Origin of the sequence: Massilia sp. UMI-21 (genome assembly GCA_015277795.1) — a bacterium.
GTDB lineage: Bacteria > Pseudomonadota > Gammaproteobacteria > Burkholderiales > Burkholderiaceae_D > Telluria.
The window spans coordinates 4,046,229-4,066,982 of record CP063848.1; the positions used below are offsets into that span (position 1 = coordinate 4,046,229).

18 protein-coding genes are annotated in these 20,754 nt (G+C 66.0%); 4 read left to right on the forward strand and 14 right to left on the reverse strand.

Annotation, left to right across the window (positions count from 1 at the left end):
• Window positions 1-12: 12 nt before the first annotated feature.
• Both folC and IM543_17875 read right to left on the reverse strand, forming a co-directional pair.
• Window positions 13-1,311, reverse strand: coding sequence for a bifunctional tetrahydrofolate synthase/dihydrofolate synthase (gene folC / locus IM543_17870; GenBank protein QOY93411.1), 1,299 nt, complete (start codon window positions 1,309-1,311; stop codon window positions 13-15).
• Between the two features lie 115 nt (window positions 1,312-1,426).
• Entirely contained in the window at window positions 1,427-2,299 is an 873-nt protein-coding gene (locus IM543_17875; GenBank protein ID QOY93412.1) for an acetyl-CoA carboxylase carboxyltransferase subunit beta, read from the reverse strand.
• Between the two features lie 247 nt (window positions 2,300-2,546).
• Between IM543_17875 and IM543_17880 the strand changes: the two genes are divergently transcribed.
• A complete protein-coding gene (locus tag IM543_17880) occupies window positions 2,547-2,846 on the forward strand; it encodes a hypothetical protein (GenBank protein QOY93413.1) in 300 nt (99 codons plus the stop codon).
• A gap of 244 nt (window positions 2,847-3,090) precedes the next feature.
• Window positions 3,091-3,969, forward strand: a complete 879-nt coding sequence (locus tag IM543_17885; GenBank protein QOY93414.1) for a transglutaminase domain-containing protein — start codon at window positions 3,091-3,093, stop codon at window positions 3,967-3,969.
• Window positions 3,970-4,175: 206 nt separating this feature from the next.
• On the opposite strand, the gene IM543_17890 is transcribed toward IM543_17885, so the two are convergent.
• The 12 genes from IM543_17890 to IM543_17945 all read right to left on the reverse strand — a co-directional run bounded on the left by IM543_17890 (window position 4,176) and on the right by IM543_17945 (window position 18,831).
• A complete protein-coding gene (locus IM543_17890; GenBank protein QOY93415.1) occupies window positions 4,176-4,973 on the reverse strand; it encodes a tryptophan synthase subunit alpha in 798 nt (265 codons plus the stop codon).
• Between the two features lie 52 nt (window positions 4,974-5,025).
• On the reverse strand, window positions 5,026-6,267 hold the full coding sequence (gene trpB / locus IM543_17895; GenBank protein QOY93416.1) for a tryptophan synthase subunit beta: 1,242 nt from the start codon (window positions 6,265-6,267) through the stop codon (window positions 5,026-5,028).
• Window positions 6,251-6,943, reverse strand: a complete 693-nt coding sequence (locus IM543_17900; GenBank protein ID QOY93417.1) for a phosphoribosylanthranilate isomerase — start codon at window positions 6,941-6,943, stop codon at window positions 6,251-6,253. The genes trpB and IM543_17900 overlap by 17 nt, the downstream gene beginning before the upstream one ends.
• A gap of 18 nt (window positions 6,944-6,961) precedes the next feature.
• Window positions 6,962-7,762, reverse strand: coding sequence for a tRNA pseudouridine(38-40) synthase TruA (truA, locus tag IM543_17905; GenBank protein ID QOY93418.1), 801 nt, complete (start codon window positions 7,760-7,762; stop codon window positions 6,962-6,964).
• On the reverse strand, window positions 7,759-10,929 hold the full coding sequence (locus IM543_17910; protein QOY93419.1) for a LysM peptidoglycan-binding domain-containing protein: 3,171 nt from the start codon (window positions 10,927-10,929) through the stop codon (window positions 7,759-7,761). The genes truA and IM543_17910 overlap by 4 nt, the downstream gene beginning before the upstream one ends.
• 291 nt (window positions 10,930-11,220) lie before the next feature.
• Window positions 11,221-12,348, reverse strand: a complete 1,128-nt coding sequence (gene asd / locus IM543_17915) for an aspartate-semialdehyde dehydrogenase (protein ID QOY93420.1) — start codon at window positions 12,346-12,348, stop codon at window positions 11,221-11,223.
• A gap of 25 nt (window positions 12,349-12,373) precedes the next feature.
• Window positions 12,374-13,444 carry a 3-isopropylmalate dehydrogenase gene (gene leuB / locus IM543_17920; GenBank protein ID QOY93421.1) on the reverse strand — a complete coding sequence of 357 codons (1,071 nt, stop codon included), beginning with the start codon at window positions 13,442-13,444 and terminating at the stop codon, window positions 12,374-12,376.
• A 14-nt stretch (window positions 13,445-13,458) separates the two neighbouring features.
• Complete coding sequence (leuD, locus tag IM543_17925) at window positions 13,459-14,106, reverse strand: 3-isopropylmalate dehydratase small subunit (protein QOY93422.1); 648 nt, start codon at window positions 14,104-14,106, stop codon at window positions 13,459-13,461.
• Window positions 14,107-14,140: 34 nt separating this feature from the next.
• Window positions 14,141-14,266 (reverse strand): entericidin A/B family lipoprotein, encoded by a 126-nt coding sequence (locus tag IM543_17930; protein ID QOY93423.1) that lies wholly within the window; start codon window positions 14,264-14,266, stop codon window positions 14,141-14,143.
• Between the two features lie 38 nt (window positions 14,267-14,304).
• On the reverse strand, window positions 14,305-15,705 hold the full coding sequence (gene leuC / locus IM543_17935) for a 3-isopropylmalate dehydratase large subunit (protein ID QOY93424.1): 1,401 nt from the start codon (window positions 15,703-15,705) through the stop codon (window positions 14,305-14,307).
• Window positions 15,706-16,078: 373 nt separating this feature from the next.
• Window positions 16,079-17,971: a chemotaxis protein CheA gene (locus IM543_17940; protein ID QOY93425.1), complete on the reverse strand. Its 1,893-nt coding sequence runs from the start codon at window positions 17,969-17,971 to the stop codon at window positions 16,079-16,081.
• Complete coding sequence (locus tag IM543_17945; GenBank protein QOY93426.1) at window positions 17,971-18,831, reverse strand: protein phosphatase CheZ; 861 nt, start codon at window positions 18,829-18,831, stop codon at window positions 17,971-17,973. The genes IM543_17940 and IM543_17945 overlap by 1 nt, the downstream gene beginning before the upstream one ends.
• Window positions 18,832-19,226: 395 nt before the next feature.
• Between IM543_17945 and IM543_17950 the strand changes: the two genes are divergently transcribed.
• Together IM543_17950 and IM543_17955 are read left to right on the forward strand one after the other, a co-directional pair.
• On the forward strand, window positions 19,227-19,694 hold the full coding sequence (locus tag IM543_17950) for a universal stress protein (GenBank protein ID QOY93427.1): 468 nt from the start codon (window positions 19,227-19,229) through the stop codon (window positions 19,692-19,694).
• A gap of 124 nt (window positions 19,695-19,818) precedes the next feature.
• Window positions 19,819-20,463 carry a response regulator transcription factor gene (locus IM543_17955; protein QOY93428.1) on the forward strand — a complete coding sequence of 215 codons (645 nt, stop codon included), beginning with the start codon at window positions 19,819-19,821 and terminating at the stop codon, window positions 20,461-20,463.
• Window positions 20,464-20,754 lie beyond the last annotated feature (291 nt).

The following is a 20,754-nucleotide window of genomic DNA, read 5'->3' on the forward strand; positions in this document are numbered from 1 at the left end:
GCGTATCTGGAATCAGTGTAGAGAGTTTTTGCGGGCCGCCATGACGCCGGCGACCGTGTAGAACGAGCCAAAGACCACAATTCTATCATTCTCCCCTGCCCGGCTCACGGCGTTTGCGTAGGCGTCGGCCGGCGTGGCGAACGGCAGGACCGAAAAATCGCCCTCTTTCGCGCCCGCGGGCCGCAAGTCGGCGAGTTTTTGCGCCAGCTGTTGCGCTTGCGCGGAGCGCGGCGAGGGCAGCGCCGTGACGCACCAGTGGTCGACGATGTCGCGCATGGGGGCGATCACGGCCTCGATATCCTTGTCTTCCATGATGCCGAACACCGCGTAGGTGTAGCGGTGAAAGCCCATGTTGCCGAGGTTGTGCGCGAGGGCCGCGGCGGCGTGCGGGTTGTGCGCCACGTCCAGCACCTGGGTGGGGCGGCCCGGCAACACCTGGAAGCGCCCGGGCAGCTCGACCATGGCCAGGCCGGCGCGCACTTCCTGCGCGCCGCAGGGCAGCTGCATGCGCAGCACTTCGAGCGCGGCCAGCGCGGCGGCCGCATTGAGCAGCTGGTTGGCGCCGCGCAGGGCCGGATAGGCCAGCGAATTGCGGCGCTGTCCGCGCCCGCCGTAGCTCCACTGCTGCTGGTCGCCCTGGTAGTTGAAGTCGCGTCCCAGCAGCCACAGGTCGGCGCCGATGTCCTCGGCATGCTTGACGAGCGATGCCGGGGGCACCGGATCGCTGCAGATGGCGGCCTTCCCGGCGCGGAAGATGCCGGCCTTCTCGAAGCCGATCTTCTCGCGCGTGTCGCCGAGGTAGTCGGTGTGGTCGATGTCGACGCTGGTGACGATCGCCACGTCGGCGTCGACCACGTTGACCGCGTCGAGGCGTCCGCCCAGGCCGACTTCGAGAATGGCGACATCGACGCCGGCCTGCGAGATCAGGTGCATGATCGCCAGCGTGGTGAATTCGAAGTAGGTCAACGCGACCTCGCCGCGCACGCGTTCCACCGCGTCGAAGCTCGCTACCAGCGCCTCATCGGAGGCCATCTCGCCGTTGATGCGGGCGCGCTCGTTAAAGTCGAGGAAGTGCGGCTTGATGTACAGGCCCACGCGGTAGCCGGACTGCAGCAGCACGGCCTCCAGCATGGCGCAGGTCGAACCCTTGCCGTTGGTGCCGGCCACCATGATCACCGGGCAGGCAAAGGCAAGCCCCATGCGTTCCTTGACGGCACGGACACGGTCGAGGCCCATGTCGATGTGGGTTTCGGCATGGCGCGACTCGAGCAGCGCCAGCCAGTCGGGCAAGGTGGTCGGAAGAGTGGGCATTGGATGGACTTCGGTGTGATGGCGCGCGGGGCGCCGGTGCGGACGCGCGGGCGTTCGCACCTCGGGCTTGTGAAAAATTCCTCTGGAGGATTTTTCACAGGCCCCGTGGGTGGGATCAGGCCAGCGCGTCGGCGGCCTGGTTCTGCAGCAGCGCCAGCAAATGGGCGATTTCTTCGCGCATCTTGCGGCGGTCGACGATCATGTCGACGGCGCCTTTCTGCACCAGGAACTCGGCACGCTGGAAGCCTTCCGGCAGCTTTTCGCGGACGGTGTTCTCGATCACGCGCGGGCCGGCGAAGCCGATCAGGGCCTTCGGCTCGGCGATGACGACGTCGCCCATGAAGGCGAACGAGGCCGAGACGCCGCCCATGGTCGGGTCGGTCAGCACGCTAATGAAGGGCAGTTTCTTTTCCGACAGCTTGGTCAGCATCGCGGTGGTCTTGGCCATCTGCATCAGCGACAGCAGGCCTTCCTGCATGCGGGCGCCGCCGGTGGCGGTAATGCAGATGAAGGGCAGCTTCTGCTCCAGCGCCACCTGGGCGCCGCGCGCGAAGCGCTCGCCGACGACCGAACCCATCGAGCCGCCCATGAATTCGAATTCGAAGCAGGCAACCACGACCGGCAGGCTCATGATCGATCCGCCCTGCACGATCAGCGCATCGGTTTCGCCGGTGGCGTCCATGGCCTGCTTGAGGCGGTCAGGATACTTCTTGCTGTCCTTGAACTTCAGGGTGTCGACCGGCAGGGCTTCCTGGCCGATCTCGTAGCGGCCGCCCTCGTCGAGCAGCGCATCGAGGCGCTCGCGGGCGCGGATGCGCATGTGATGGTCGCACTTGGGGCAAACGTGCTGGTTCGATTCCAGGTCGGCGCGGTACAGGACCGATTCGCACGACGGACACTTGACCCACAGCCCTTCGGGCATGGTCTTGCTCTTGGCGGCATCGGAGCGCTGGATCCGTGGGGGCAGCAGTTTTTCTAGCCAACTCATCTTTTCTCCTTGCGGCAAGTCTTCGAGGTGGCGGTAGTGTAGCCGCAAGCGCCCCGCTTGTCGAATGCTGTCGCCCGACTAATTATCTTTCCGACATGATTGCTTCGCGGGGCGGCGGGAGGCGTTTCCGCTGGCGTCGCGGCCGAGTTTGTCGGGCAGGTCCTACAGTCGGCTTTCCCCTGTGCCGATAGGCACGCTCCCTGAGAGGACTACCATGGGAACACGACGAACCGAGAAGGAGAACAGCATGGCTGAAAACAAAGGCAAAGGCGTCAAGGGCCGGCCGTATGACGAACTGAGCGGCGTTGGCACCAGCGATGCCGGGATCACCGGCACCACCGGCAACCTGAACGACAGCGGCAACGACGGCGGCGTCGGCCAACCGCCGCTGCGCGACGAGGGCAACCGACAGAGCGTGGCCGACGACGGCCAGACCGGCAGCACCCCCGCCCTGGGCAATGCGCAGCGCGTGCCGCAGCACTACCACAAGGAAGGCGACAAGGACGCCGCGCCGCCGCACGACCATCACCAGAGCCGCAAGGGCTGATACTCCCCGGCGCGCTTCCCGGCCGCCATCCACACCAGCGCAGGGTCGGCGAGTCGTCTCGGACAGTCCGTCAGGATGTCCGCTGAGGCGACCCTGGCCCTGCCTGCCGCTGTCTTCCGCTGTCTTCGGCTACTTTCCCGCCCTTCTATTCCATTTGGCAAGTCCTATTGTTCTTGAATGGGAACATTGCTAGGATCGCAAAAAAATTTGCATCCGGCGTCCAGCCCCATTCCCGACCACCGCCGTGAAGAAACTGATTGTCCTGTTGCTCCTTGCAGCGCACGCGTCCCTGGGTTTCGCCCAATCGGGTCGCACCCATCTTTCCGAAAAAATCGATATCGCCAGCCTGAACCTGCGCAGCCTGGGCGAAGAAATCACCAAAAACGCGGGTAGCGACTACCAGAAAGCCACGCTCTTGCTGGACTGGGTCAGCAATCGCCTGGCATGGCTGGCGACCGATTACCAGCGACGAACGGTAGCGGAGATCCTGGAACGCGGCGGCGGCAATTGCTACGAACTGGCGCAGGTGTATCTGGCACTGGTGCAGGAAATGCACATCAAGTCCCGTCCCATTGCGGAAGTGAACCTGTCGAGGCATCATCCCGAGCGGCAGGTACAGGCCGAGCAGTTGGTGGAGGAAAAAGGCGTCCGCTACTCCCTGTTCGGCGCCCGCCATAACGACCATCGCTGGCTGGAGGTCCATGACGAAGCTTCAGGACAATGGTTGCCGGTCGATCCGACCATGAATGTCATCGGTGTCGACCGGTGGGTAAAGGCCCGGCTGGGATTCGGCAAACGGGTGAGCATCGACCCCGCCATTTCCGACGACATGATCGCGCCTTTCGCTATCTTCGTGACCGATGACAGCAAGACCCGGATGATCGATAACCGGTCGGCCTACTACATGGTGGAACAGTTCGACAAGGCATACGACAACAAGCTGTCGAAGCTTCCCTCCTGGAACAGGTGGGTCGGCCTGATCGATTCATTGTCCCGACACGCCAGATCCGCTTTCGAGAGCCAGGAAAACTTCCATCTCCAAACGAAACAGATCGACGAACTCGATGCGGTTTACCGGGATTTAAAGGCGGAATACCTGAAATCCCGGACAGAAGCAGGATAAGGCGGACCCGGCCGCGCGAGCAGCCGGCACGCAATATGAGAGGGACGCCGCGATGAGGTCCCTGTTCCCGGACAGACGCAAGAACTTAGGTGTGCGAGAGCAATTGCTCAGTCAGCTGTTCAGTCAGTTGCTTCGTCCAGCACATGAGGCAATCATCGCAGCATCGAACGGCAGGATGGCGCCCGCCGTTCGACACTGCCCGTCCTTCAAGCGTCGAGCGCGCTACGAATGCCGTGCGTGAACGCCCGTACCGCCTCCACGGCCTGCTCCTTCGGCACCGATTCCAGCTCCTGGATGATGCGGCTGCCGATCACCACCGCATCCGCCACTTCCGCCACCGCACGCGCGGTGGCGCCGTCGCGGATGCCGAAACCGACGCCGATCGGCAGCTTCACGTGTTCGCGGATCGCGCCCACGCGGCGCGCCACGTCGGCGGTGTCGATGCTGCCGGCGCCGGTGACGCCCTTGAGCGACACGTAGTAGCTGAAGCCGCTGCCGTAGCGCGCCACCTGCCGCACGCGCTCGGTGGTCGAGGTCGGGGCCAGCAGGAAGATCAGGTCGAGCTCCCCGGCGCGCATGGCCTCGGCGAAGCTTGCACACTCTTCCGGCGGATAATCCACCACGATGGCGCCGTCGGCGCCCGCTTCCTTCGCGCAGCGAATGAAGTTGTCGGAACCGATGCGTTCGATCGGGTTGGCGTAGCCCATCAGGACCACCGGCGTGCTGCTGTTGGTCTTGCGGAATTCGCGCACGAATCCGAACACGTCGTGCAGGCCGATGTTGAACTTGAGCGCGCGTTCGCAGGCGCGCTGGATGACCGGGCCTTCGGCCATCGGATCGGAAAACGGAACGCCCAGTTCGAGGACGTCGGCGCCGCCCTCCACCAAAGCGTGCATCAGGGGCACGGTGAGCTCGGGCCCGGGGTCGCCGGCGGTGATGAAGGTGACCAGGCCGGTCTTGTTCTGCGCCTTCAGGGACGCAAAGGTCGGTGCGATACGGGACATGCTGTTCTTTCCATAAACGGGTGGACAATCGGGAGGGTCTGCTGGACGGCGCTCAGCCGAAATCCAGTCCCATCCTCTGCGCCACCGTGTGCATGTCCTTGTCGCCGCGGCCCGACAGGTTGACCAGGATGAGCTGGTCCTTCGGCAGGGTCGGCGCCAGCTTGGTCGCGTAGGCGATCGCGTGCGAGGACTCCAGCGCCGGGATGATCCCTTCGATGCGGCAGCAATCGTGGAAGGCCGCCAGCGCTTCCTCGTCGGTGATCGACACGTACTCGGCGCGCTTGATGTCCTTCAGCCAGGCGTGTTCCGGTCCCACGCCCGGATAGTCCAGGCCGGCCGACACCGAATGCGTCTCGATGATTTGCCCGTTTTCGTCCTGCAGCAGGTAGGTGCGGTTGCCGTGCAGCACGCCCGGGATGCCGGCATTCAGCGAAGCGGCATGCTTGCCCGACTCCAGACCCTCGCCGGCCGGTTCGACGCCGACCAGCTTCACGCCCGGCTCGTCGATGTACGGATAGAAGATGCCCATGGCGTTGGAGCCGCCGCCGACGCAGGCCAGCACGTAGTCGGGCTGGCGGCCGGTCATGGCCGGCATCTGCACCCGGCACTCCTCGCCGATCACCGACTGGAAGTCGCGCACCATCATCGGGTAAGGATGCGGGCCGGCCACGGTGCCGATGATGTAGAAGGTGTTCTCGATGTTGGTGACCCAGTCGCGCATCGCTTCGTTGAGCGCGTCCTTGAGGGTCCTGGAGCCCGATTCCACCGGCACCACGGTCGCGCCCAGCAGCTTCATGCGGTAGACGTTCTGGGCCTGGCGCTTGACGTCCTCGCTGCCCATGTAGACCACGCACTCCATGCCGAAGCGGGCGCAGATGGTGGCGGTGGCCACGCCGTGCTGGCCGGCGCCGGTCTCGGCGATGATGCGCTTCTTGCCCATGCGGCGCGCCAGCAGGGCCTGGCCAATCACGTTGTTGATCTTGTGCGCGCCGGTGTGGTTCAGGTCTTCGCGCTTGAAGAAGATCTGGGCGCCGCCCAGCTGCTCGGACCAGCGCTTGGCGTGGTAGACCGGCGACGGACGGCCGACGAAGTGGGCCAGTTCATAGCGGAATTCTTCGAGGAATTCGGGGTCGGTCGAGTAACGCGCATAGGCCTCGTTCAGCTCGGTCAGCGCATGGGTCAGGGTCTCGGCGACGAAGCTGCCGCCGTAGGGGCCGAAGTGCCCGCGCTGGTCGGGCAGCTGGTAATCAGGGGTCTGGAACAGCGGAGTGTTTCCGCTAGGACGATCTTTCATGGTGGTTCTCGCTTGAAATGATGGCGTCGGCGGCCCGCACGGCCCCGATGAAGTCGGCAATCTTGCGGGCATCCTTGATGCCCTTCTGCGCTTCGACGCCGCTGCTGACGTCGACCGCGAAGGGGCGAACACGTAGAATCGCGTCAGTCGCGTTTTGTACGTTCAAGCCACCACTCAAAACGAGCCGAGGCGCGAGCTCTTTTGGGACGAGAGACCAATCGAAAACCTTTCCTGCGCCGCCGTAGGCGTCTACCCAGGTATCCAGCAACAGGCCGGAGAACCACGGACTGGCGGCGCGGTATGTGCGCTCATATTCTAGCAGTTCATCCGGGCTCGTGTCCGCCTTGACGCGGAAGGCGCGCACGAAGGGACGCGCCACCGCCGCGGCCAACTCCGCGCACTGCCCGGCCGTTTCATCGCCATGGAACTGGATCAGCGACAGCGGCGCACGCGCGGCCACCGCCCGCAGCTCCTCGACCGTCGCGTTGACGAACAGCGCCACCGCGGAAACGAAGGGCGGCAGCGCCCGGCACAACCCGGCCGCCTGCTCGGGCGTGACGTAGCGCGGGCTGTTCGGATAGAACACGAATCCCAGCGCGTCGGCGCCGGCTGAGACGGCCGCGCGCAGGTCTTCCTCGCGCGTGATGCCGCAAATCTTGATACGGGTGCGTTGCATGACGATCCTTGAAACGGGCTATAGCCAGGGCAGCGGATGTGTTGGCTCTTGGGGCAATCCCCACTTCGGATCGTAATCGATTTTGGCCAGGTACAGGCCGTCCGGCATGAAGGTGGGCGCGGCGACGTCGCGCGAGCGGCTCTCGAGCACCTCTTTCATCCAGCCCGGTTCGTTGCGGCCGGTGCCCACGTAGATGAGCGAGCCGACGATGTTGCGCACCATGTGATGGAGAAAAGCGCTGGCGCGCACCGTGAACACGATCACGTCGCCGTAGCGCCGGATGCTCACCTCGTGCATCTGCTTGACCGGAGTATTCGCCTGGCAGCCCGAGGCCCGGAAGGCCGAGAAATCGTGCTCGCCGATCAGGTGGCGGCCCGCCTCCACCATGCGCTCGACGTCCAGCGGACGAAACACCCACCCGGCCCGGCCGGCCAGCAGCGCCGACGGGTTCGGATTGTTGTACAGCACGTAATGGTAGGTGCGCGAGCGCGCCGAGAAGCGCGCGTGGAATGCGTTGCCGTCAAGCTCGGGCGCGAGCTCGTGCGCCCAGCGCACCACGATCGACTCCGGCAGGAAGGCGTTCACGCCGCGCACCCAGCTCTGCGTGGCGCGGTCCAGCGTCGTGTCGAAATGGACCACCTGCTCGATGCCGTGCACGCCGGCGTCGGTGCGGCCGGCGCAGGTGGTGGCCAGCGGCGTGCAGGCGAACTTCTCGAGGGCGATCTCGAGCCGGTCCTGGACGGTGTTACGCTCCGGTTGCTTCTGGTAGCCGTTCCAGCCCGTACCGACGTACTGGACACCCAGTGCGATGCGCCTCACGCGAGCAGCGAGCGCATCGCGCTGGCCTTGCTCACCTGTTCGCCGCTGCCGCCCTTGATGACTTCATCGAGCAACTCGCGCGCACCTTCCTTGTCGCCGATCTCCTGGTAGGCGATTGCGAGGTCGAGCTTGGTTTCCATTTCCATGTGCTCCGGCGACAGCGCGGCCGCTTCGCCGGCCGCGCCCTGCTCCGGCAGGTCGGTGGCCGCCGCGGCGCTTGCCGGCTGCTCGAAGGACGGCAGGTCGAGGTCGATATCGGCCAGGTCGAACGATGGCTCCACCGGTCCGGGGACCGATTCCCCGGTCGCCGCAGGCGCCGGGATTTCTTCCAGCGCGAACGGGTCGGTGCCGTCATCCACCTGCATGTCGAAGGCGAACGGCTCGGCGGCCGGCACTGCAGTCGCCGGCGGGGCGTCGAATTCGAAAGGTTCCACCGCCGGCTGGGCCAGGGCCGGGGCCGGGGCAGCAGCATCGGCATCGGCGTCGGCCGGGCTGCCGAAGTCCATGGTGTCGAGGTCGAACAGGGGGTCGTCCGCGCCGAGCGCGGATGCCGGGGCGCTGGCGATCGCCGGGACTTCCTCGTGGAAGGGCGTCGCCTCGGCCACACTGGCTGCCGGCGCCGCCGGCGCCGACAGGCCGAAGTCCATCGTATCGAGGTCGAACAAGGGGTCGTTCTCTTGCGCGCCGGCGGTGGCCAGCGCCGGCACCTCGTCCTCGGCGATGGCAGGCAGCGGCGGCAGGTCGAATTCGGCGGCCAGGCCGGCCATGTCGATGTCGTGCTCCGCCGTCGAGGCCTGCGCGGCGCCGGCTTCCGGCTCGCCGAAGTGCATGTCGAAGGCCAGGTCGAAGGGCTCCTCGCTGGAGGAAGCAGGTGCGGCGGTCTCGTCGACCGGGAGCGCGGTGCCGGCATCGCCGAGCGGATCCAGCGCGAAGTCGAGGTCCGGCACGGCGGTCTCGTCCTGGACCGCGTCCGGACCTGTCATGGCGATCGGCTCGCTGCTGCCGACCGGCTCGAAGCTCAGGCCGCCGAGGTCGAAATCGAGTGCATTGTCTTCGGTGCGCTGTGCGGTGTCCACGTCCGCCGCGGGCACGGCGGTCGCCTCCAGCTGCTCGTCGTGATCGATCGCGGCATGGGCGGCGCCGGCCGCCGCGCCCGCACCCAGGGCCGCCAGCGGGGCGCCAAGCGCATCGGCACGCGCGTTATCGAGCGGGCTGCCCGAACGGAAGGCATCTTCGAGCTGCTTCGACAGCAGCGTCTGCTGCTCGCGCTCCTGCGGGCTCGGGCTGTGCACCGCCGCCGCGGCGGCGCCGTTGGCGGCACTGGCATACAAGGGATTGGCCGGGTCGATGCCCATGCCGAGGGCCGCGGCCTGGGCCCATTCGTCGCCCTGGCCGCGCGTCAGGCCGTGCAGCTCGTTGGCCTGGGTCTCGAAGGCGCGCAGGTCCTTGCGCGCGGCGTAGATCTCGAGCAGCTTGAGGCGCACCGCATGGCGTTCCGGATGGGTGCGCAGGGCTTCCTTCAGGATCTCTTCGGCCTGGGCGTCGCGGCCATAGGCGATGTAGACGTCGGCTTCCGCGACCGGATCGACCTCGTTCGTGTCGAGCTGCGAGGCCGACGGCGCGAAGCTGGAATTGAACACGCTGTTGCTGGTGTCGACGCTCTGGCCGCCCGCTTCCGCGAACAGCGAATGCGCGGCCTGCTTCGGTACGCCCGGCACCGTCGGTTCCGCGATCACGGCCTGGGCGCCGCCCGGCTTCTTCTTGCGGCGCTGCGAGACGCCCAGCGCGGCAAGCAGCAGGATGGCTGCGCCGCCGGCGATGATGTTGATGTTGTCCATCAAGGTGTCGGCGAAGCTCTTCTCTTGCGGCTTGGCCTGCTGCGCTGCCTTCGCCCTGGCCTTCTCGGCAGGCTTGGCTGCCGGGACGGCCGGAGCCTGCGCCAGTTTGCCGGCGCCGGCGCCGGCCACCACCGCGTTCTGCGCCTCGCTGCCAGAACGGCTCTTCACCGTCATCAGCTGTTCGAGTTCGTTGACGTTCTTCTCGAGTTCCTTGACGCGCTCCTGGGCCTGCGCCAGTTCGCGCTCGCGCGCGATGGCGTCTTCGGCGGTGGTGGTATTCGCACCATTGTCGGCTTGCGCGCCGGCCGCCGCCCCGGTGGCCTTGGACAGGCGCAGCTGGTCCTGCGATTCATTGGCGGCGGTGCGGCCTTCCTCGACCTTGGCGGTGATCTTGCCGGCTGCGCTCTGGCCGGCCTGCGGCGTGCGCTGCGGGGCCGCGTTCGCCACCTGCCCGGCCAGCTTGTTGCGGTAGGCGTTGAAGTCGGCCGCGTGCGCGATCACGATGCCGCGCGCCTCGGACTCGCTGCCGCTGCCCCGGATCGCGCCGGAATCGGGCACCGACAGGATCTGGCCCGACTTCAGGCGGTTCATGTTATTGCCGATGAAGGCGTCCGGATTGGCGCGGTACAGCGCCACCAGCATCATGTCGAGCGAGATGTCGGCCGGGCGCAGCTTGCTTGCGATCTCACCGAGGGTATCGCCCGGGCGTACGCGGTAGCGCGACGGGGCCTCGACCGCCGCCGCGCGCGGCGCCGGCGCCGGGCTGTCGCGGCGCGCCTGCTCCTGTGGCGGCTGGGCGACCGGCGCGGCCGGCTGCGCCGGCGCCGGCGCCGGCGCCGGCCGCGCTGCCGGCTGGGCCGGCTGGCGGGTCTCGGCCGCCGCCTGGGCCGACTGGGTCGCGCGCAGCTCGGCCGGGTCGAGCAGGAAGGTGTACTCGCGCACCAGGCGGCCGTTGTTCCAGGACAGCTCGAGCAGCATGTCCACGAAAGGCTCGTTCAGCGGCTGCGTCGAGCTCACGCGGATCACCTGGCGGCCCGCGCGCTGCTCGACATTGAAGCGCAGCGACAGCAGGGCCGGGTTGAATTCGATGTTGGCCGCGCGGAAGGCTTCCGGCGAGGCCAGCTTCACCGCCATGCTGGATGCATCTTCGCTGGCGCTCGTCGTCAGTTCGATCTCGGCGCGCAGCGGCTGTCCGAGCGCCGACAGCACCGTCAGTTTCCCGAGGCCGGCGGCTTGCGCGGCGGACGACAGGAGCACGGCGCTGGCCACAGCGGCGGTGACTGTTTTCAGCGCAAACGCCATGAGCGGAGGACGATGAGGAAAATGCATAGTTGGCAGCGAAAGTTAGCTAAGGAAAGTTGACCTGAAGAAAGACGTTTCCTGGGAGTCTCAACATATCATCATGCTCTGGAGCATGCAAGCTTCCCGCGCACATGGAAGGCGCTGTCCGAGGGGATGTGTGGCCAGAATGACCGATGTGGAGTGAAATTGATAGCGTTTGATTACAAGCGCTTGGCAATATTACAGGAGGTATGGCAAAACTGCCAAGGTGGAAGGGCGCACCCGTGGGACGCCCCGGCATATCGGCTGGCCGGCCATGCGGGCCAGCCGACGAACTGCTTACTTGTCCAGCACGATGCGCAGCATGCGGCGCAGCGGTTCGGCGGCGCCCCACAGCAACTGGTCGCCGACGGTGAAGGCCGACAGGTAATCACTACCCATCGACATCTTGCGCAGGCGGCCCACCGGGATCGCCAGGCCGCCGGTCACCGCTGCCGGCGACAGCTCGCGCATCGAGGCTTCGCGGGTGTTCGGCACCAGCTTCACCCATTGGTTGTGCGAGGCGATGATGTCGTTGATCTCGTCGAGCGGCACGTCGCGCGTGAGCTTGATGGTCAGCGCCTGCGAATGGCAGCGCATGGCGCCGATGCGCACGCACAGGCCGTCGACAGGAATCGCCCTGGTCCCGAAGCCTTCGCCGCGGCCGAGGATCTTGTTGGTCTCGGCGCCGGCCTTCCACTCCTCTTTCGACTGGCCGTTGCCCAGGTCCTTGTCGATCCAGGGAATCAGGTTGCCGGCCAGCGGCACCCCGAACTGCCTGGTTTCGTCCGCGCTCAGGCCATGCTGGGTGGCCAGCACGCTGCGGTCGATCTCGAGGATGGCCGAGGCCGGGTCGTCCAGCAGCGGCTTGACGGCGCCGTTGATGGTGCCGAACTGGGTGAGCAGTTCGCGCATGTGCTGGGCGCCGCCGCCCGATGCCGCCTGGTAGGTCATCGAGCTCATCCACTCGACCAGGCCGTGCTCGAACAGGCCGCCCAGGCCGATCAGCATGCAGGACACGGTGCAGTTACCGCCGATGAAATTCTTCACGCCGCGCGACATGGCGTTCTTGATGACGTCCTTGTTGACCGGATCGAGCACGATGACGGCGTCGTCGTTCATGCGCAGGGTCGAGGCGGCGTCGATCCAGTAGCCGTTCCAGCCGCTGGCGCGCAGCTTCGGGAACACATCAAGGGTGTAGTCGCCGCCCTGGCAGGAAATGATGATCTCGCATTTCGACAGCTCGGCGATGTCCGTCGCGCTCTTCAGGACGGTCTCGTTCTTCGCCATTTTTGGCGCGGCGCCGCCCGGGTTCGAGGTGGTGAAGAACACCGGCTCGATGTGGTCGAAATCGCCCTCTTCCTGCATGCGCTGCATCAGGACCGAGCCCACCATGCCGCGCCAGCCTACCAGGCCTACCAGTTTCATGTTTTTTCCCTTGGAGTATGCAAATTTATTGAAGGGCTGCGACGACCGCATTGCCCATTTCTTCGGTACCGACCTTCCTGGTACCTGCTTCGTGGATGTCGGGCGTGCGCAATCCCTGCGCCAGCACGCGCTTGACCGCGGTTTCGATGCGGTCGGCCTGCTCTGCGCGCCCAAACGTAAAGCGCAGCATCATCGCGGCGGAGAGAATCGTCGCCAGCGGATTGGCCACGCCTTTGCCTGCGATGTCCGGCGCCGAGCCGTGCGAGGGCTCGTACAGGCCCTTGTTGTTCGCGTCCAGCGAGCTTGATGGCAGCATGCCGATCGAGCCGGTGAGCATGGCGGCGGCGTCCGACAGGATGTCGCCGAACATGTTGCCGGTGACGATGACGTCGAACTTCTTCGGCGCGCGCACCAGTTGCATGGCCGCGTTATCGACGTACATGTGCTCGAGCTCGACGTCGGGATATTCCTGGTGGACCTCGGTGACGATGTCGCGCCAGAACTGGAAGGTTTCCAGCACGTTGGCCTTGTCGACACTGGTCACGCGCAAGCCGCGCTTGCGCGCCGCCCCGAAGGCCACGTGGGCGATGCGGCGGATCTCGCCTTCGGCGTAGCGCATGGTGTCGAAGCCTTCGCGCTGGCCCGCGAACGGCCCGTCCGGGCAGGTGCGCACGCCGCGCGGCTTGCCGAAATAGATGTCGCCGGTGAGCTCGCGGATGATCAGGATGTCCAGGCCGGATACGACCTCGGGCTTGAGCGTGGAGGCGCCGCTCAGCTCCGGATACAGGATGGCCGGACGCAGGTTGGCGAACAGGCCGAGTTCGCGGCGCAGGCCGAGGATGGCCTGCTCCGGGCGCAGCGCGCGCTCGAGCGTATCGTATTGGTAGTCGCCGACCGCGCCGAACAGCACCGCATCGGCTTCCTTGGCCAGCTTCAAGGTGGCTTCGGGCAGCGGATGGCCGTGGGCCGCATAGCCGGCGCCGCCGACCGCGGCACATTCCAGTTCGAACGGTTCGCCCAGGGCCCGCAGGACCTTGACCGCCTGGTCCATGATTTCCGGGCCGATGCCGTCACCCGGCAGGATTGCGATTTTCATGCGGTCTCTCTAGTTCAGATGGTGTTCGCCAGCCAGGGCTGGGCGGCCAGGTGGCGCGCCTCGAAGGCGCGGATCTCGTCGGCGTGGCGCAGGGTCAGGCCGATGTCGTCCAGGCCGTTCAGCAGGCAGTACTTGCGGAAGTCGTCGATGGCGAAGGCATGGGAGAGACTGCCGTCCACGCTGGCGATACGCTGGCTTTCCAGGTCGACGGTCAGCCTGAAGCCGGGCGTGCCCTCCACCGCCTTGAACAGCTCGTCGACCGCCTGTCCGTCCAGCACGATCGGCAGCAGGCCACTCTTGTAGCAGTTGTTGAAGAAGATGTCGGCGAAGCTCGGCGCCACGATGGCGCGAAAGCCGAACTGCTGCAGTGCCCAGGGCGCGTGCTCGCGCGAGGAGCCGCAACCGAAGTTCTTGCGCGCCAACAGGATCGAGGCGCCCGCGTAGCGCGGCTGGTTCAGCACGAAGTCCGGGTTCAGCGGACGGGTGCTGCAGTCCTGGCCCGGCTCGCCGTGGTCGAGGTAGCGCCATTCGTCGAACAGGTTCGGGCCGAAGCCGGTGCGGCGGATCGATTTCAGGAACTGCTTCGGAATGATGGCGTCGGTGTCGACATTGGCGCGGTCGAGCGGCGCCACCAGGCCTTCGTGTACGGTGAATTTGTCCATGTTCGCTCCCGGCTCCTTGCCTGTTATCTGGTGATTATTTGCCGCCGGCGCTGGTGACGACCTGGCCGACCTTCTGCACGTCCTTGCCGATGCCCGAGATGGTGTTGCAGCCGGTGAGGACGAATGCTGCGGCGAGTGCGAGGGCGATGACTTTCTTCATGATGTTCCTGTTTTTACGGTGAAAACGGTATTAACGCGTCAGAGTGCGCGTACGTCGACAAAGTGGCCGGCGATGCCCGCGGCGGCGGCCATCGCGGGCGAGACCAGGTGGGTGCGGCCGCCCTGCCCCTGGCGTCCCTCGAAATTGCGGTTCGAGGTCGAGGCGCAGCGCTCGCCCGGCTCCAGGCGGTCGGCGTTCATCGCCAGGCACATCGAGCAGCCCGGCTCGCGCCATTCGAAACCGGCATCCTTGAAGACGCGGTCGAGGCCTTCGCGCTCGGCCTGTTCCTTGACCAGGCCCGAGCCCGGCACCACCATGGCCAGCTTGACGTTGGCGGCGCGCTGGCGGCCGCGCACCACATCGGCGGCGGCGCGCAGGTCTTCGATGCGCGAGTTGGTGCACGAGCCGATGAAGACCTTGTCGATCCGGATCTGCTCGATCGGGGTGTTCGGCGCCAGGTCCATGTAGGCCAGCGCTTTCTCGATGGCGCCGCGGCGCACCGCGTCGGTCTCCTCGCGCGGGTCCGGCACGCGGCCGTCGACCGCGGTCACCATCTCGGGCGAGGTGCCCCAGGTGACCTGCGGCAGGATCTCCGCGGCGTCGAGTGTCACCACGGTGTCGAACTGCGCGTGCGCATCGCTGTGCAGGGTGCGCCAGTAGGCGACGGCCTGTTCCCACTGTTCGCCCCCGGGCGAGAACGGGCGGCCTTTCACGTAGTCGATGGTGGTCTGGTCCACCGCGACCATGCCGGCGCGCGCGCCCGCTTCGATCGCCATGTTACAGACCGTCATCCGGCCTTCCATCGACAGCGCGCGGATGGTCGAGCCGCCGAATTCGATGGCATAGCCGGTGCCGCCGGCGGTGCCGATCCGGCCGATCACGGCCAGCACGATGTCCTTGGCGGTGACGCCCGCAAGCAGCTCGCCCTCGACCCGCACCAGCATCGACTTCGATTTCTTGGCCAGCAGGGTTTGCGTGGCCAGCACGTGCTCGACTTCCGAGGTGCCGATGCCGTGCGCCAGGCAGCCGAAGGCGCCGTGGGTGGAGGTATGCGAGTCGCCGCAGACCACGGTCATGCCGGGCAAGGTGGCGCCCTGCTCAGGGCCGATCACGTGCACGATGCCCTGGCGCTTGTCGTTCATGTCGAAGTAGGTCAGGCCGAAGCTTTTCGCATTGGCGTCCAGGGTCTCGACCTGCAGGCGCGAGGTGGGGTCGGCGATGCCGTGCACGCGGTCGGTGGTCGGCACGTTGTGGTCGGCCACCGCCAGGTTCGCCGAGGTACGCCATAGCCCGCGGCCGGCCTCGCGCAGGCCCTCGAAGGCTTGCGGGCTGGTGACTTCGTGTACCAGGTGGCGGTCGATGTAGAGGACGGTGGTGCCATCAGGGTCGGCACGCACGACATGGGAATCCCAGAGTTTGTCGTAGAGCGTTTTTTGCATGGTCTATCCGGTGAACGCGGTACCCCTTGCGTGGGGACGGTTTTTGATTATGCCATAATTGTGCACTGCCGCACCAAGCCGGGGCAACGCATTTTTCTGCCAACCAATCGGAACTCATGCAAATAATATTTGCATATACAAGCGACAATGCAAATAAAAAAAGCCTGAGCGGGCTTGCTCAGGCTTTTGTATGCGCTTTTGTCACAGAGTGGAACAATCGCGGCTTTGCGCACTGCGGTAACTACGTAGGGTGGACCGGGCCGCGAAAGGCGGCTCCGCCGTCCGCGCGTTCAAATTACCCATGAGCAGGCCGCGGCCAATCATCAGCCGCCTGGACGCGCGGTCGGCGAAGCCGACCACCCTACGAAACCCGTTACGCCGCGAGGCGCACGTTGCTGCGGCAGCCGTCCATCAGGAAGGACAGGCCCACCACCAGCACCAGTTCGCCCTCGGCCGAACGCGCGGTACCGGTGATGCCCTCGACCGACAGCGCGGTCATCGGCTTGATCACCAGGTCGGCCGTGCCGTCCACCGCTTCCACCGCCAGGATGTAGGGCTGCGGGGCGTTGATGACGATGCCGACGCGTTCCGAGCAGGCTTCGTAGCCCAGCGCGAGGGCCAGCGAACGCACCGGCAGCGGGCGGCCCTGGTCTTTCAGCACCGGGGCGCCGCCGACGCACTGGAACTCTTCCGGCAGCTCGACCACGCGCTCGACGACGGCCATCGGCAGCGCCAGCGAGGCGCTGGAAGTCGACACCAGCATGGTCGGGACGATCGACAGCTCGATCGGCAGGCGGATCGCGAAGCGCGTGCCCGAACCCAGCTGCGATTCGATGCGGATCGCGCCGCGGTTCTTCTCGACCGCGGTCTTGACCACGTCCATGCCCACGCCGCGGCCCGACACCGAGGAAGCGACTTCCTTGGTCGAGAAGCCCGGCAGGAACACCAGCTGGTAGGCGTCGTCGTCGTTCGGCGCGCCGTTCTCGCCGATCAGCCCCTTGTCGATCGCCTTCTTGCGCAGCCTGACCGGGTCCATGCCCTTGCCGTCGTCCTGCAGCACGATCATGACGCTGTTCGCTTCCTGCCAGGCTTTCAGCAGGATGAAGGCCTTGGCCGGCTTGCCTGCCGCGACGCGCTCTTCGGGCGACTCGACACCGTGGTCCAGGGCGTTACGCAGCATGTGCACCAGCGGGTCGTACAGGCTGTCCACCACGACGCGGTCGACTTCGGTCTCGGCGCCTTCGATGGTCAGCTCGACATCCTTGCCGAGGTCCTTGGCCAGCTCGCGCACCAGGCGCGGGAACTTCTGGAACAGGCGGCCCACCGGCTGCATGCGGGTCGCCAGCGTGGCGCGCTGCAGTTCGGCCGAGTAGCGCGAAGCGCGCTCGAGGGTCTCGGTGAGCGTTGCCATCAGGGCGGCGGCCGGGCCTTCGAACTTGAACTGCTGCAGGCGCTCGAGCAGCACGGCCGCCTGGTTGGCGGCCTGCACGGATTCGCCCGCCACTTCCAGCAGCGCGTCCAGCTTGACCGCGTCGATGCGGATGCTCTCGTCCTTGGCCGGCGCGCTTGCTGCGCGCGCATCGGCGACCTTGTCGTTCTGGCGGCGGTCGACGCCATCCCAGCCCGAGCCCCTGGCGGCCGGCGCGGCGTCGGCCGGCGCGGTTTCGGCCGGCGCGGCAGTGGCGGACACGGTGGCGGCAACCGGCGCGGCAACTGCCGGCGCCGCCGCGATCGCGGCGCTGGCCGGGACCACGGCGTTGTACATGCCGACCCAGTCGAGGCCATCGTCGCCGGCGGCCGGGGCGGCTGCCAGCGGCGCAGCGGCGGCGGGGACGGCGACGGGAGCAACCGGCGCCGGCGCAGCCGGCGCGCTCGCCGCGCCCTTGCCTTCGATCGCGTCCATCAGGATGCGTTCGAGGGCACCGGGCATCGAGGCCAGGCCTTCCGGCGGGGTGCCGTTGTTCAGGTCGTTGAGCTGGTCGGCCACGAAGCCGGACGCCTCGAGCGCCGCTTCGATGGCGAGCGGGGTCACCGGCGCGGCGCCGGTACGCAGCGCGTCGAACAGGTTCTCGGTCAGGTGGCAGGCCGCGACCAGCGCGGGCAGGCCCATGAAGCCGGCCCCGCCCTTGATCGTGTGGAAAGAGCGGAACACCGCGTTCAGCGTTTCCTTGTTGTCCGGATCGCGTTCGAGGCGCAATAAATGTTCTTCAACATTTACCGCAAGGTCCATCGCCTCGACGACGAAGTCCTTGAGCATATCGTCCATTAGAACCCCAGATCGGCGAGAAGGTCGTCAACGTTATCCTGGTCCAGCGCCGTTTCCGGCACCGACGGGCCCTGCATCAGCGGGGCCGGGGCCGGCGGCGCCTCTTTCTTGGCCAGCTTTTCCTTCAGGTCGGCCGGGGCGCTGTCGCGCAGCAGCTGCGCCAGTTCCGACTCGACGGTCTGGGTGATCTTCACCACTTTCTTGATCAGCTGGCCGGTGATGTCCTGGAAATCCTGCGCCATCATGATTTCGAGCAGGCGCGCCTTCTCGGCTTCGGTGGCCACGTTGACGGCGCCGGCAAACTGGCGGGCGTCGCCGGCCAGGGCCTTGAATTCGTCCAGGCTGAGCTTGCCCGAGAACAGGTCGGCCCAGCGGCTTTCCATGTCCTTGGCCTGCTTCGACAGCAGGTCCTGGGCCGGCATGCCCTCGTCCAGGGTGTTCAGTACCTTGTTGGCGGCCTGTTCGGTGAGCGTGGCGACGTATTCCAGTCGGTCCTGGGCGTCGTTGATGGCCGAGGAAGCTTCGGTGAGCGCCTTGTCGTAGCCGAGCTCGCGCAGCGAATCGTGCAGCAGGCGCACGATGCCGCCCAGGCGTTCGAACATGGCGTGCTCGCCGTCGCCATGTGCGGCCGGGGCCGCGGCAACCGGGGCCGCCGGAGCAAGCGGGGCCGCCGCCGGCGCGCCCGCCGCCGCCACCTGGTCGAACAGGGATTCGAGGTCGTCCTCGTCGGCAGCAGCCGCCGAGGCCGCCGCGGCAGCGGGCGCCTCGGGAGCCGGCGCCGCGGCGGCAGCGGGAGCGCTGGCGCGCTGGGCCGCCACTTCCTCGAATAGTGCGTCGAAATCGTCAGCGGCGTCGGTCATAATCCCTGCTTCTCCATGGTGTTAAGTTCGCAATGAGCTTTGCAATACTGTATTGAACGTGCGGTGTTTACTGCGCCCATCCGGCCGCGCGGGCGGCATGCGGAATGGCTGAAATCTGCATGGAAGTGTAGCAGTGTGGTTGCCGTAGGTAAATCTCGGAGATGGAGACGCAACAAAATGGACAGCGAAACTTATTTCCGCGACAATTAAATCGCACGGTTCCTGAATGTTTACACAAGGAGGTGTTGTTTTTCGTAACGCGAAGGCGCGGCCGGCTGATTGTTGCTGCGCTGAAATAAGTGCCCAAGTTTGATCGAGCTCAACAGTTTGCGTTCTTGCAAGCGCCGCCACGCCATGTTCGCTCCAGAATGGCGTGGCCATTGGAGGAGTCAACCATGTATCGGAAAATCCTGATCACCACCGACGGCTCGGCCGTGTCGCAGCATACGGCCTGCGCCGGCGTCAAATTCGCGCAACAGATGGGCGCCGAGGTGCTGGCCCTGTTCGTCGCGCCCGATTACCAGTATCCGGTCTATGTGGAGATCATCCCGCCCTCCTATCCGAGCGAAGAGGAATACATCGCGCAGATGCGCCGCATGGGCGAGGAATACATGGGCAAGATCATGCGGTCCTGCGCCGGCGCGGGGCTCGCGCATGCCTGCATGACCGCGTTTTCCGACACCGCCGCGCTCAAGATCGTCGACGTCGCCGAGCAGGAAAGCTGCGACCTGATCTTCATGGGTTCGCACGGCCGCAGCGGCTGGGGCCAGTTGTTGCTGGGCAGCGTGACCAACAAGGTGCTGTCGCACACCACCAAGCCGGTGCTGGTGCACCGCCTGATCAGCGAACCGGCGCCAGAATGAGCCTTGCAGCCAGGCCCGGTCCCGGGGCGCCGCCTCCCGGCCTGGCGAAAGGTGGAGCAATGCCGGCGCAATCCTGTGTTAGCCTGCATCGGTCAGTGTCGCTTTCACCCTGAAGGATGGATTTATGATTCGCATAGTCATTGCCGACGACCACACGATCATGCGCGAAGGCCTCAAGCGCATCCTTGACGGTGCACCGGATATCGAGATTGCCGGCGAGGCGACCAACGGCTTCGAGGTGCTGGCCCAGGTACGCCAGGGCGGCTTCGACCTGCTGCTGCTCGACCTGTCGATGCCGGGCCGCAGCGGCGTCGACCTGATCCGCCAGGTGCGCAGCGAAGCACCCAAGCTGGCGATCCTGATCCTGACGATGCACGAAGAAGAACAGTACGCGGTACGCGCCATCCGCGCCGGCGCCCAAGGCTACCTGACCAAGGAGAGCGCGGGCACCCAGCTGGTCGGCGCGATCCGCAAGGTGGCGTCGGGACGCCCCTATATCAGTACCGAGGTGGCCGAACAGCTGGCCCTGAACATCATGGCGCCGAACGAACAGCTGTTGCACAAACAATTGTCGGACCGCGAATTCGAGGTGTTTTCGATGCTCGTCGGCGGCAAGTCGATTACCGACATCGCCAACAGCCTGCACCTGTCGGTCAAGACCGTCAGCACCCACAAGACCCGCATCATGCAGAAAATGGGCATGAGTTCGCTGTCCGAAATGGTCCAGTACGCCGTGGCGCACCGGCTCTTGTCTCCGATGAAGGCTTAGCACAAAGATGTTTTAGACACGCTGCGGCGCATTTTGTGCCCGCTGCGCCACGCTCCCCGAGGGTAGGAATTCCTACCCTCCTCTCTCCCCGTTCCTCTTCCTTTCCCAGGTTTCCCCTGTGGCGCCCCGTCCCCAAGGGTCGGATTATTCCTACAAGGCTGTCATCCTTCCTACCTACATATTCAGCACACGCTGATATCCGTGCCGGACTCGTGTTGGCATACTGAATTCAGCGTTTCGACTTGCTTGCGATCCAAGTCCCAGCGTGAGCCAGCCAGCAGCGGGGTTTGC